This window comes from Micromonospora sp. WMMA1976 (assembly GCF_027497335.1).
Taxonomy (GTDB): Bacteria; Actinomycetota; Actinomycetes; order Mycobacteriales; family Micromonosporaceae; genus Micromonospora; species Micromonospora aurantiaca.
This window is the reverse complement of sequence record NZ_CP114912.1, coordinates 6512014-6525416: the sequence shown is the minus strand read 5'-3', so window position 1 is coordinate 6525416 and position 13403 is coordinate 6512014. Positions and strand designations below refer to the sequence as shown.

Annotated in this window: 9 protein-coding genes; 7 read left to right on the top strand and 2 right to left on the bottom strand. The window is 69.4% G+C overall.

Features of this window, described 5'->3' with window-relative positions; translation table 11 throughout:
• Positions 1-23: 23 nt before the first annotated feature.
• On the bottom strand, positions 24-1667 hold the full coding sequence (locus O7546_RS30255; RefSeq protein WP_194802131.1) for a hypothetical protein: 1644 nt from the start codon (positions 1665-1667) through the stop codon (positions 24-26).
• Positions 1668-1916: 249 nt separating this feature from the next.
• Here O7546_RS30255 and O7546_RS30250 point away from each other — a divergent pair, with 249 nt between their 5' ends.
• Entirely contained in the window at positions 1917-2192 is a 276-nt protein-coding gene (locus O7546_RS30250; RefSeq protein ID WP_281600314.1) for a hypothetical protein, read from the top strand.
• Positions 2193-2542: 350 nt separating this feature from the next.
• Here O7546_RS30250 and O7546_RS30245 read toward each other — a convergent pair whose 3' ends face one another.
• On the bottom strand, positions 2543-2734 hold the full coding sequence (locus O7546_RS30245; protein ID WP_194802133.1) for a hypothetical protein: 192 nt from the start codon (positions 2732-2734) through the stop codon (positions 2543-2545).
• A gap of 293 nt (positions 2735-3027) precedes the next feature.
• On the opposite strand from O7546_RS30245, the gene O7546_RS30240 reads away from it, so the two are divergent.
• From O7546_RS30240 to O7546_RS30215, 6 genes are all read left to right on the top strand, one after another.
• The gene (locus O7546_RS30240) at positions 3028-4014 is read left to right on the top strand and encodes a hypothetical protein (RefSeq protein WP_194802134.1); all 987 of its coding nucleotides are present in this window, start codon (positions 3028-3030) and stop codon (positions 4012-4014) included.
• A 21-nt stretch (positions 4015-4035) separates the two neighbouring features.
• Positions 4036-6930: an AAA family ATPase gene (locus O7546_RS30235; RefSeq protein ID WP_269697982.1), complete on the top strand. Its 2895-nt coding sequence runs from the start codon at positions 4036-4038 to the stop codon at positions 6928-6930.
• A gap of 31 nt (positions 6931-6961) precedes the next feature.
• Positions 6962-9490: a caspase family protein gene (locus O7546_RS30230; protein ID WP_281600313.1), complete on the top strand. Its 2529-nt coding sequence runs from the start codon at positions 6962-6964 to the stop codon at positions 9488-9490.
• A gap of 36 nt (positions 9491-9526) precedes the next feature.
• On the top strand, positions 9527-9754 hold the full coding sequence (locus O7546_RS30225) for a hypothetical protein (protein WP_194802137.1): 228 nt from the start codon (positions 9527-9529) through the stop codon (positions 9752-9754).
• 139 nt (positions 9755-9893) lie between these two features.
• Positions 9894-10925: a hypothetical protein gene (locus O7546_RS30220; protein WP_269697980.1), complete on the top strand. Its 1032-nt coding sequence runs from the start codon at positions 9894-9896 to the stop codon at positions 10923-10925.
• Between the two features lie 23 nt (positions 10926-10948).
• A complete protein-coding gene (locus O7546_RS30215) occupies positions 10949-13351 on the top strand; it encodes a CHAT domain-containing protein (protein WP_194802139.1) in 2403 nt (800 codons plus the stop codon).
• Positions 13352-13403: the final 52 nt, after the last annotated feature.

Here is a 13403-nt window from a genome sequence, read left to right as displayed (position 1 = left end):
GTCCAGTGCTGGCTGTCGTCAGGCTACCGATTCGCGCTCTCATACACCGATATCGGCAGATTGAGCCACCACCCAGCAGCGGTCCGGGCGGGTGGGGGGACGTCGATACGATCGCGGATACGTCGGAGAATAGTCATGTTTCGTGAGATGCCGAGGCCGTAGATCAGTGCGTCCAAAACAGATGCGCTTGTTCTGCCTCCACTACGGTGCCAGTGTCGAGCGTGCTGGTTGATGGCAGTTGTCCAGTAGTGGTCTGAACTACTGCCGCCGAGGTGTCCGAGCGTTGATGCTGCGGCGAGAACGAGTTGAGGCGGAAGGCCAGGCGCCAAGGTGAGCTGCTCAACGAGGGCGCGCTCCTTGTCGCTTCCGAGGATGCGCAGTGCTTCGATCAGTGTTCGAGCGACCCCTGTCTCACCGCCGCGGACCTGGTTGACTACTTCAATGGCCAGGCTGGCGGCCAGCGGTGCACGGTACGGCGTTCCGAAGGGCAGGAGCGCCGCGTTCAGCCGTACATCGAAGACAGGGCTGAACAGCATCTCCTCGATGAGGTCGGGCAGCAGCGTGTCGAGGAAGCGCGGAACATGACTCGCCATTCTTGCGACGGTCGAGTTGGCGATACCTTCAGCCAAGACGCGCTTCGGGCTTGACTCCGGCAACGACCCGCGTGCCGCGACGTCGTTGTGGAAGGCCGCTTCGCGCAGCCGCCGACGGAGATCGGATGGCAGGTCCGCCGGAATCCGCCGGATGAGTTCGGCAGCGAGCAGGCGTGCGTCTTCATAGTGGGTAGGGTTCGTGGCAAAGTCGTTGACGATTGGCACCAACTGCCGTACCTGGGGTTCGCTGAAGTGCCCAAACCGCAGCTTGCGTACGCAGGCAAGAAGAGCGCCGTACTGAGCCCGGCCGTTAGTGGGCTGGGCGAGTTGCTTGAGAACATGTGCGGCTGCGTCTGGATGCGGACTGGCATCGAGCACACTGACCGTCTCGATGAACACCTGGTTGGTGCGATCAGCCGCGAGGCTGCTGCACGCAGCGACCGCCGATTGCTGGCCGAGTGGGTGGCCGAGCAGGCGATTGAGGGCCTCGTAGCGCTGAGCCCAGGCCACGCCATGAGACACGATCATCTCGGCCAAAAGTCGCTCCGCGATATGCGCCCACCTGGATCGCGGCAACATCACCGGACCGGTGCCAGCGAGCAGAGCGGTCAACTCGTCCCACTGCGCCCCAGTCACCACGTCGTCGGACTGGACGGACTCCAGTAGTTCGGCTATCCGGTCGACGGCTGCTGACTCATCCCGGCGCGGCCGCTGCAGCATCGGCGCATCCCCGGGCGAGGCGGCGAAGTAACGGCTGATTGCATCGATCAGCACAGTCAGCTGATGTGCCGGCACCTGCAGTAGTTCCTCGTACCGCCGGACCGCCAGGTGGGGTACGCGGACCTTTGCCGTCTCCCAGCGGGAGATCCGATAGACGCTCGTGTGCTCCCGCCAGCAGCCGCCTTGAAAGTCCGCGGCAAATCCCGCCTCTCGCTGCCAGCGCGCTTCTGGGCCGTAGAGGCGGTTGACCCGAAGCAACCAACCGACCCGGTGCTGAAACGTGCCCTGCGGCGTACGCCGCGGCGAACGGTACGGACGGCCGCGACCACCGGCCGAGCCACTCAGAGCACCCACTGACCATTTATTGCACTAGCCAGCTCGACGTGCAAGCGGCCGAACGACCCCAGAGAATTGCCCGATCATTGAACCTAGTCGTCGGCGGGCTAGAGAACCGACCATTGATGCCCGCCTTAGCAGCCAGGGAGGCCAGCCATGAGAGACACTCTGCTCCTACGGTGGGTTACGCGCGCCATCGCAACCACAAGCATCCTGGCAGGGGCGGCCATCGTCGCACCCGGGCCTGCGCAGGCCGCTACTGGCTACGTGTATCTCGTCACCCCGAGATGGTGGGGGTGGTGTCCCGGCAACGGCAACTATGTGACGGGCGTGAACTATGCCGTCTCGAACGTCAGCAGCGGCGGAGACAGTGGAGACGACATCGTCTACGCCAAGGTCAACCTGAACCAGGCGCAGGATGTCGTGATGGGAGTCCAGTGCGCCAAGAACACCCCTCAGGGATCGAGCGCGTCGATTACACCCACACGAAGTGGCCAGACGTTCTACATGGGTTTCCCGACAGGTTCGTGGACCGCCGGATGATGCCAGGCCGCAATTACTGCCGCGGCCAGGGTTCCGCATGGCGCGATTCCCCGCTCCGGTGTTCCCGGGTGCGGGGACCGTGACCACACGCTCTTACCACCTTGCTCATGAGCATTACGGACCAGAGTTGCCTGGATGATCCACTTCGAGCAGTACATGATCTCGCGCGCACAAGGCGCTCATCCATCTTGAGCGACGGGTGCATGCCCTTGCCACCGGCCGGCGTGCTGCACCGTCGCCTCCTCGGCTGGACCAGAGAGGACCGGTGAAGAGCATCAACGATGTCGTCAAGGGCATGACGGGGATTGCCACTGACCGATTGCCGACTGCGACGCCGCTCAGTGCGTCGGTCAGTCGGCAGGGTCCGGATGGGTGGCCTCTTCCGCTGCGGCCAGCATCTCGTTGATCCGCCGGAGCCGCTCCTTCAGATCAGCCGTCACCGCGTCCGGATCCGCACCCGCTCGGACGGCCGCCGCGCCCGCCTCGCGCAGCTCCGACGTGAGATATTCGCGCAGCTCGGCGGAGGTCGGATCCTCGTCCATGGTTGCGCTCCTGTCGGCCGTAGAGTCGAGCCCACCGCCAGCATGCCCGCAATCAGCGGCCACCGGCAGGCCGTTTCCGATCAAGACAGGGTCATGCTTTCGGACTACGACGTTCATCCGGATCTATCGTCCTGTCGACCCTCCGTTGTGGACCAATCGGGGATAACCCGACCTCTGAGCCGCGCATCGCCTCGACTGACCGTCGACTGAAACGATTCATCTCGCCGTTCACCGTGCGCAATTCCCTGGTCCAAGGTGAGTCACCTTCGTTGGTCCACTATGAGGAGGGTGCGGTGCTCGGATCGCCCCACACCGACGGCGTCGACGAGGTCCGGGATCTGGCGCGCCAGGGTTTGCTGGCTACCACGATCGCGGGCGCCTCTGGTCCGCGCCGTTCGCGGCTCACCGGTGCGACGTACTCCATCGCCTGGCCGGTCGTGTATCAGCGACTCACCCGCAAGATCGAGATGCGCCGGGGTCATGTCAGCTGCGCCGCCTCGGTGCGACACCTGGCGGCCGAATGCCTGGACCGGTTCGAGAACGACGTCGAGGCTGTGGTCGACGACGTGGCCCGCAAAGCGAGCGCACGGATCGAGAACCTGGAGGGCTGGATCGCCAGCCGTCTGATCCCGGCCACTGTCGATGCCCACCGGCGACGGCGTGGTGAGCACGGGGCGTTGCAGCGTCCCCGCGTGCCGGCCTGGCTGGCCGACGAACTGGGCCGTGAGCCGTGGCTGCTCGATCTGGCTACCCAGATCCTGCTGTGGGCGGGTACGCCGGCCACCGCCGGCTACGAGCTGTGGCCCACCGAGAGCTGGGTGGTACGACGCTGCGAGCGGCACGGTGGCTGGTCGACGTACGGCGAGACGGACCTGCAGGCCGACATCCGCACCGTCCTGCACGCCATGAGCAGTCGTCCGCAGTGGTACGAGCAGTACGTCGAAGGGCCGCTCGGCCACAAGCAGGCTCCGGTCGCCTCGTCGGCGCTCCTCGACGACCGGGGCGACGTCCCGGTCGACGCCGAGGCCGAGAACGAGCGGTTACTCACCGCGCTGGCTCACGGGGCCGTCCAACTCATCCGGGTCCGCCTCGCCCGGGGCGAGGCTGCGCCGACAGTGGTGGCCGAGGTGCTCGACACGGTCTTCGGCGCGGACGCGGGTGGAGGTCACCTCGGGCGCGCGTACGACGACCGCCTGGAGCGGGTGCTGCGTGACAGCAGCGAACTGGACCGGATCGTCGCCACGGTGCTGGATATCATCGAGATCGGGCGCGGTCGATAGCTTCGACGAAGGACGGTGAACGTGCCCGAGGAGCCGGTGTTCGTCGGCCGCGACCACGAGCTGAACACATTGCGGCGCCGCCTGTCCGAGGCGGGGCAGGGCACGGCCCGTACGGTACTGATCGGTGGAGAGCCGGGAGTCGGCAAGAGCCGGCTCGTGGCCGCGTTCGCACGCGAGGCACGGGAATCCGGCGCCCACGTGTTGTCCGGCGCGTGTGAGGAGCACTTCGGCGACCCGATGCCGTACGCCCCGCTGCTCGAAGCGTTGGAGACGTTCGGCCGGGAGCACGGCGACCAGGAGGCTGCGGAACTCGGCGGCCCGGCGTACCGGAAGTTGACCGCCTTCTTCGATCTCGAGGGCGACGCCATGCACACGCCCCAGCAGGTCTTCCTGGCGGTCCGCCGGATGCTCGATCACATCGGGGCAGAGCACCCGGTCGTGCTGATCATGGAGGATCTGCACTGGGCCGACCCTTCGACGCTCGACCTGGTGCGGCATCTGGCCCAGGCGCCCCCGGACGGCCGCCGGCTTCTCTTCGTGTGCAGTTACCGCGCCAACCCCCGGCGCGGCGACTCACTGTGGCAACTGCTGGCCGGCACGACGTTCCTCCGCCGCACCGAACGCTTCGAACTTCCGGCCTTCACGCTCGAGGAGATGCGCTGTCTCGTCGCGGCGGGCAGCTCCGGGCGGGTCGATTCACGACTCGTGGAGCGCTGCCTGCGCTGGTCCGACGGCATCCCGTTCTACGCCGAGCAGTTGGTGGCCGCCGGCGCCCTCGCCGGTCGGGACGAAGACGTCCAGCTGCCACCGGACATCCGCTCGGTGATGCTCGCCCGCCTGGGTGGTCTGAGCGAGGAAGCTCTCAAGGTGCTACGGGTCGCGGCTGTGGCCGGGCGGGCGATGAGCCGGCGGCTGTTGCGGACGGTGAGCGGCTTACCGGCCGAGACGTTGCGGGACGCGTTGCAGGAGTGCTTCGACCAGCAGATGCTCGTTGCCGGCCAGGAGGACAGCTACAGCTTCCGGCACGCCTTGCTGCGCGAGGTGGTCTACCAGGAGACGGTCCGGGACACTCAGGTGGATCTGCACACCGCGATGGCCGAGGCGTTGGCAGCCGACCCCTGGTTGTCACTGATCGACGGCTCGGCCGTAGCCGAGCAGGCCAGCCACTGGTATCAGGCGGGCGCCTGGCCGCAGGCGCTCACGTACGCCGTGCAGGCCGGCCGGGCAGCAGCCCGGACGTTGGCGTTCTCCTCGGCCGAGGTGCAGTTCGACCGAGCCCTGCGGTTGTGGCACCGCGTCGCCGATCCGCAGGCCCGAGCCGGTGTGACCCGCTCGCAGCTACTCGCCGAGGCGGCCGAGGCGGCCCGCTGGTCCGGACGGGTCGACCAGGCCCTGGAACTCGTCGAGGAGGCCATCGACGCACCCGACAACGACGGCGACCCCGATCGGCTCGGCGAGATGCACGAGCGACGCGCCACCTACCTGTGGGAAGCCGGCCGGCGGGCCGAGTCCGGTGAGGTGTTCCGCGAGGCGGCCACGTTGCTGGCCCACAGCCGCCCCTCGGCCGTGAAGGCTCGGGTTCTGGCCGGGATCGCGCTCGCCCACCTGCAGGCCGGGCACTACCAGGAGGGCCGCAGGACCGCGGACAAGGCGTTGACCATGGCGACCACGGTCGAGGATGAGGCCGTCCGAGGGCGGGCCCTCAACATCTCCGGCCTGGCCCTCGGCATGCTCGGCGATCCGGAGGGCGAGGTGCGGCTGCGCCGGTCCATCGAGATCGCCAGGTCGGCCAACCATATCGAGGATCTCTTCCGGGCCTACGGAAACCTGGGTCTGGTCCTGGAGCACGCCGGGCGCCTGCGGGAATCCGCCGAGGTGACGATGGCGGCGTTGGACGAGGCCCGTCGGTTCGACCTGGCCGGTACGCGGCAGGGAACGGTGCTGGCCAACAATTCGAGCGCCGCGCTCGTGCTGCTGGGTGAGTGGGACGACGCCGAAAAGATCATCACCGAGGTGACCCTGGACCGGCTGCCGGCCGAAAGCCTCTATCCGCGTCTCACGCTCGCCGAGATCAAGGTGGCGCGTGGCGATCTCCACCAGGCGCGCGAGTTGCTCACCTCGATCGAGAACGTGGAGCACGGCGAGGACCCTCGGTTCCTGGGCCCGTTGCACGGAGTCCGAGCGGAGTTGGCACTCGCCGAGAACGATCTCGCGCGGGCGGCGGACGAGGTGCTCCGGGGCGTGGCGGCGGTGCGTGGAGGTGAGAACGCGCTCGAGCTGCTGCGCCTCTGCGCGGTGGGGATGCGCTGCGCGGCCGACCGTGCGACGGTCGATCCGCACGGCGCAGCGGCCGACGGCGACCGGATCGCCCTTCTCGCGTCGGATGCTCGCCGACAGCCGGCGAAAGACGAGATCGACCAACTCGTGTTGCTCTGCAAGGCCGAACGGCTGCGTATCCGAGGCGCGGACACCGCCACCGGCTGGAAGCGGGTCGCGCACGGCTGGGCGAGACTCGACCGGCCCTACCCGGCCGCCTATGCCCACTGGCGGCAGGCCCTGGCGCTCGCGGCCGCCGATCCGAAGGCAGCCCGCGAACCGGCGCGCAACGCCTACCAGGTGGCGAAGACTCTCGGCGCCGTGCCCCTGCGCGACCGGGTGCGGCAACTCGCCGCGAGGATCGGCCTCGACCTCGCCGACCGCCCGGCGCCGGCCCGGCGCCCCTTCGACCTCACCCCGGCGGAACTGGACACCCTTCGCCTTCGCTACGAAGGTAAGGACCCGGTGGGTATCGCAAACGCCCGCGGCGTGGCGAAGCGGACCGTGGACAAGCAGCTCGAACGGGTGTACGCGAAGCTCGGCGTGCACAGCGCCGTGGAGGCGATCGCCCTCGCCCGTCGCGAAGGGCTCTTCGACTGACCACACGCCCGCCTGTCCGTCAGTGACGGGCATGACGCGAAAAGCTCTGTTGATCGGTGCGCAGACCCACGGCCTGGCCGGCGTACTCAACGACGTCGACGCGATGGAGCAGGCGTTGACACCGCGCGGTTTCGACGTCCAGCGGCTGGTCACTCCGTACGCTACCCGGGCCGGGATTCGCGACGCCTACGAGAAGCTGACCGCCGACGCCGGCACGGACGACGCAGTCGTCGTCTACTACAGCGGCCACGGTGGTCGCCTACGGTCACCCGACGGTCGCGACCTGCAGTTCATCGTGCCGGACGACTACGCGGACTCGGACGAGGACGACTTCCGCGGTATCACCGACGTCGAACTCTCAGTCCTGCTCGCCGGGCTCACCGACCGCACCCACAACGTCACCGTGATCTTCGACTGCTGCCACGCCGCGCACATGTCCCGGCAGCCCGAACGGCGGGTGAAGGCGCTGCTGCGGGACGCGCGGGCGCGGTGGCGACCGACGTACGAGAGCGTGGAACGGCAGGTACAGAGGCTGGTCGCCGAAGGCCTTCCGATCGACCGACGACCATTGATCGGCAATCCGCACGCGGTGCGAGTGGTGGCGTGTTCGCCGTCCGGCTCGTCCTGGGAGAGCGTCAACCGGGACGGCGTCGAGATGGGCCTGCTCACCGATGCGCTGTCTCGCGCGCTGCGGGAGACGGACGGGCTGCGGATCAGCTGGGCCGCGTTGGTGGACGCGGTCCGTCGTGAGGTGCAGACGTTCGTGGCCGCGCAGCGACCCGAGGTCGAGGGCCCGTCCGGGCGCCAGCTGTTCGAGACGACCGAAGCGGACGCGCTGGACGCGCTACCCGTCGCGGTCGACGGCCCGGACCGGATCCGGCTGCTCGGCGCGCCGCTGCTCGGTGTCCGGACGGGCGACGAGTTCGCGATCATGCGTGGAGACGCGACCAGCTCGCAGGACGGGCCGGCGATGGGCACGGCGGTGGTCACCCACCTGCTGCCCGCAGCCGCCGCCGCGCGGTTGCGACTCACGGCACCGGGGCAGGCCGTGCCGTCCGACGCTCGCGCGTACCGCATCAGCGCTGCGCCGCCCGCGCTGGCGGTGCGGCTGCCGTCGGACCATCCGGTGACGGCGGAACTCGCCGAGAGCATCGTCCTGCACCCGATGCTACGACTGGCCGCGCAGGACGTGGAGACCAGCGGCGAGGTCACCGTCGAGGTCACCGTCGACGAGCAGGGCCGCCTCGCGGTGCGGGACGAGGCAGGGCCGCTGCACCTGCCGTACCGGCCGAGCCCAGCCGGCGTCGGTGCCGTCGTCGCCAACCTCCGACGGATCGCCCAGGCCACGGCATTGCGGCGGCTGAGCGGCGATCCGAGCCGACCACTACGGCAGTCGGTACGCACCGAGTGGGGCCGCGTGCGCGACGGCCGGGAGACGCCACTCGCACCCTCCGGGGAACTCCTGTTCGCGCAGGCCGACGAGCGGATCTTCTTCCGGGTGACGAACGAGGGCGACCTCGATGTGTTCGTCTCACTCGTCGACATCGGCGTGTCGTACCGGATCGCGCTGCTCACGCACTCCGACCCGAGTGGCGTCCGACTCGAGCCCGGTGCCTCCTACACGTACGGCTGGAACGAGGACCGTAACGAGCTGACCGGCGTCGCCGTCAGCTGGCCGGACGGTATCGACATGTCGGCGACTCGGCCCGAGACCGTACTGGTCCTGGTCAGTGACGGTCCGGTCGACGTGTCCAGCCTGCAGCGGCCGGGCGTACGGGGAGACGGCCGACGGGCGACTGGATCCGGGCTGACCCACCTGCTCGCACAGATCGCCACCGGCGCCACTCGTGAAGTCGGTCCCGAGCCCGCCGGCCAGGTCCGCTACGCCGTACAACCGATCGATTTCATGCTCAGTCCGACGCCACCTCCCACGGCGGAACGAGCCGTTTTCCTGGTCGACGAGCGGCCCGCGCAGCCGATCCGGCTGCTGTCGCCACGCGGCACGGCGCCGGGAAAGCTCGCCGTCCGCATCGCCGAGCTCGTGGTCCACCGCAATCGGGCGTTGGGCAGCGCGGACATCCGGGTGGACGCGGTGGTGCTCACCGGCGGGTCCGGCGGGCAGCCGATCTATCGCGCGGAGACCATGCGGTTCAGCAACGTACGCGACGGTGACCGCCTACCCCTGGACGACGTGCTCATCTATCACGGGCCGGCCGAGGACTTTCTGGACATCGCGGTGTGGGTCTCCCGGGACACCACAGGCAGCCTGGCGCTCAGCGCGCTACTCGAGAAGAAGCTCACCGACCCGGTGGTGCACGGGGCCGTCGCCGAGGTCGCCGGACTGGCCATGACCGCGCCACACGCCGCCGTCGCGGTCGCCCTCATGGGCGCCGGCGCGGTCCTGGTCAACACGGCATACGAGCTGCTCACCGGTGTGGTGGGACAGAGCGTCGGGCTCTACCGCACGTCCCTGCTGGCACAGGAGCAGTTCGGGATCGGCCGCCACGTGCGGCACCCACAAGACTTCTCGTTCACGTTCTGCGTGGACGAGGTGGCCTGATCCGTCCCACTCACCATCACGACAAGGAGTACGAGCATGACCAAGAAGCTCATCATCGGCCCGGCCGAGTGGTTCATCGCCGACGCTGACGCATCCGGTGTGGTCCGGCTGGTCCGGGAGGCGATGACCAACCGCACCACCGTCGAGTTGGGGCTGTACGACGGCGCCGGCCGGGCGGTCACCGTCTTCCTCAACGGGGCGACCGCCGCCAGCGTGGTGCTCGCCCTCGACCCGACTCCGCGTCCGCCGAGCGAGATGTCCTGATCGATCGGGGAAGGTACGTGGCCCGTACGTATGCGACGGGCCACGTACGCATTTCCCGGTATCTCCACCGCCACGCCTCGCCCGACCGCGACCCCGTCAAGACGATCGATGCAAACGTCGAGGTACGGAGGAGTTCGCCGTGGTCAATCCCGAAAAGCAACCCGCCACGACGGATGTCGTCCGTGAGCTTGCCCGGCAGGGCGCGCTCGCACGGCATTTCGCGGCATCGGCCGAAGCGGAGCGCCGGCGGCTCCGCGCCGCCGCCGCCGAGCTCGCCTGGCCGCTGATCTTCCTGCGCGTGACCAGGCGGGTGGAGCGTGGGCGTGGGCACCACATCTGCGCCATGGGTGTGCAGCGGCTCTCGCCCGACTGCCTCGACCGCTTCCATGACGACGTCGAGGCGGTTCTCGACGACCTGTTCGCACATGCCGACGTGCCGATCGACAACCTCGAGGGCTGGCTGACCATGCGGATGCGCAGGGCGACAGTGGACGGCTACCGCCGTCGACGTGGTGAACGGGGCGCACCGCAGCGACCGCGCGTGCCGAAGTGGCTGGCCGAGGCGGTGGACCGGGACCCCTGGTTGTCGGACCTGGCCGTGGCGATCCTCGACTGGGTCGGTACCGAGGCCACCGCGGGCTCCTCGTTGTGGCCCCTCTCCGCCTGGACTGCGCGGCGCGCCGCACGCACCGGTGACCACAGCGTCGGAGAGTCGCAGGTCGCCGACGAGATCGAGGTCGTGCTGGCCGCGATGCGGCAGCGCCCGACCTGGTACGAGCGGAACGTGGATGGGCCGCTCGGCCGCAAGCGGGCGCCGGTGCACCTCCCACGGCGTGAATCGTCCGGCGAGTACGCCGAGCCTGAGCCGCTCGCCCTGGTCGAGCGGCACGAGAAGGACGACGCCCTGATGCTCGAGCTCGCCGCTCGGGCGATCGCACTGATGGAGAGCCGGCGGGACGCCGGCGAGGACTTGCGTGTGCTCGTCACGGAGGTCCTGGGCACGGTGTTCGGCGCGCTGCCGGCGGCCCACGGTCTGGACCGGGCTCCCGGCGACGACCCGATGGGTGCGGAGCAGGTCGGCGCCCTGATCGGCGATCCGGATCGTCTCGATCACGTCATCGAGACGGTGCTCGAGCTGTTCGACCGCCCGGATCGTCCGTCAGATCTCTAGAAGGCAGGCCGGAAGGAGCAGCGATGACCAGCCGTGCGGGAGAGCCCGAGCACCTCAGGCGAGCACAGACCGCCGCCCGGATCCAGGAGGTGCTCAGCGCGGCCCATGACGGAAGCCTCGTCGACGTTCGCACGAAGATCGCCGAGATGGACCGCCTCGCTGCGGAGTTCGCCGACGATCCGCTGGTCCGGCGACTGGCCGAGCTCGCGGGGGCCACGCTCGAGATGGTCGCCGGCTACCCCCAGGGCGGCGGAGGCAGGATCGAGACGGCACTGTCGAACCTCAGCGAGCTGGTCGCGGGCAACCCGGAGCTCGACGCGATGCGGGCGATCCTGCCGGACCTCGTCGCCGCCTACCAGGCCAATCAATCCGGCGACGACGGAACGGCACTTGCCCTGTTCGCCGATGTGGCCGAGCGGTCCGCCGATCTTCCGCCGGGACATCCGCTTCGGGAGGCGATGGCTGAGGCCGGACCGATGGCGCAGGCACTGGGCGCGATGAGCAACGGTGAGGTGCCGGTGATCCCCCGGGTACGGGCGGGCGGGTCCGCGACGGACCGCCTGACCCAGCTGGTGGCCTTTGGCGGCATGACGATGCGGCAGGGCGCCGAGACCGACCTGGACACCGTCGACACCGGTCTCGACGCCCTGCGTGAGGCCGTGGTGCTGAGCCCCGACACCCACCCGCACCACGTGTTCCACCTGGCCTCGCTCGCGCTGGGGCTGGCCCATCGCTCGGAAGTGACCGGCTCACTCGCCGACGTCGACGAGGCCATCACGGTGCTGGAGCGCGCCCGCGAGTCGGCCGGTGGTCCGGAACACCCGAACTGGTCGTTCGTCAACGAGATGCTCGCCGGGCTTCGGCGACGACGCGACGAAGCCGGGCCGTCCCGGATCCACACGTTCGAAGGGCTACGCGGCTACACGTGGCGGATTCTGCTGCAACCCGACCCGATGTCCGCTCGCGCCGTCGCCGCTGAGGCGGCCAAGGAGGCGGTGGCGGCCGCCGGCCGATTCCTGATCGACCACCACCCGGCGGACGCGCTACGGGCGCTGGACGCAGGTCGCGGCCTGATGTTGTTCGCAGCCACCGAGCTCCGCGACCCGTACACCCGGCTGGTCGAGGCGGGGCACCGCGACCTGGCCGACCGGTGGCGGGCGGTGGACGAACCGCCGCTGCGGCTGCGCGAGGAGGTTCTCGCGGTGCTGGCCCGGGACACGGGTCTCCTCGACGCGCCTGACCTCGACGAGATCCAGGAGGCGCTGGGCCGGCTCGGCGCGGATGCTCTCGTGTACCTGGTTCCGGCGGAGTCACCAGCACCGGGCTGGGCGGTGGTCGCCCCGACCGAGGGCCCTCCGCGTTTCGTCGCCCTGCCACACCTGTCGATCGCCGCCGGCACGGATGTCGAGCGGTATCTCAACGCCGTGGGGAGTCGAGCCGGGCGTCTCCTCCGCGAGTTCGATCCGATCGACGAACCCGCACTCGCCGAGAGCCTCGACGAGGTGTGCGGATGGGCGTGGAAGGCCGCGATGGGGCCGTTGCTCAAGCCGTACCTCGGCGGAGAGCGCCTGCCGCGCCTCGTCCTCATCCCTATGGGAGACCTCGCCCGCGTGCCCTGGCAGGCGGCGCGCGCTCCGGACGGCAGCTACGCGGTGCAGCATGTCGCGCTGACGCAGGCCGTCTCGGCGCGGATGCTGTGCGACACCGCGGCGGCCGAGCCGATCCCGGTGAGTCCCGGCGGCATGATCGTGGCCGACCCGGACACCGCCGGCCGGGCGTCGGACCTGCGGTCCGCGCGGCTCGAGGCGTACGCGATCCACCAGGTCTTCTATCCGGGCGCGACCTATGTCGGGCGGCGCCCGGACGGGAGCGTCAGTCGTTCCGGCGCGGGCACCGCCGACGACGTGCGCACCTGGTTACGCGCCGACAGTTCCCGGGCCGGCACCTTCCTGCACCTCGCGTCGCACGGCGTCATCGAGACGGCCCGGACATCCGCGTCGTCACGCCTGCTGCTGGCGGAGGGCGACCTTGCCGCGGACGAGTTGATGGGCGTCATGACCGGGGCCGGGCGCCGCCCCATCGCCCTGGTGGTGCTCGCGGCCTGCAACTCCGGCCGGTCGATCCACGGGTACGACGAGGCGTACAGCCTCGGGACGATGTTCATGGCGGCGGGCGCGCGCTCGGTGCTGTCGACGCAGTGGAGCGTCCCCGACCAGGAGACGTCCCTGCTCATGTACATGTTTCACCACTTCCTGACGACCGAGCGACGCGCGCCGTGGGACGCACTGCACCGGGCGCAGCTGTGGATGCTCGACGACGATCGCCGGCCGCCGCGGAAGATGCCTCTCCCGCTGCGCCGAATGCTTGAGGATGCCGACCCCGCACGTGTGGTCGCTTGGGCTGGATTCGTCCACTGGGGACGGTAATGAACGGAGGGCCATGACGCCATGGACGACGACGTGACGAAGCTTCAGGATG

Bases quoted from the DNA above. Each gene is read 5' to 3' on its own strand.
- O7546_RS30245 (WP_194802133.1), bottom strand. From the start codon at position 2,734: ATGGACGAGGATCCGACCTCCGCCGAGCTGCGCGAATATCTCACGTCG.
- O7546_RS30230 (WP_281600313.1), top strand. From the start codon at position 6,962: ATGACGCGAAAAGCTCTGTTGATCGGTGCGCAGACCCACGGCCTGGCC.
- O7546_RS30225 (WP_194802137.1), top strand. From the start codon at position 9,527: ATGACCAAGAAGCTCATCATCGGCCCGGCCGAGTGGTTCATCGCCGAC.
- O7546_RS30215 (WP_194802139.1), top strand. From the start codon at position 10,949: ATGACCAGCCGTGCGGGAGAGCCCGAGCACCTCAGGCGAGCACAGACC.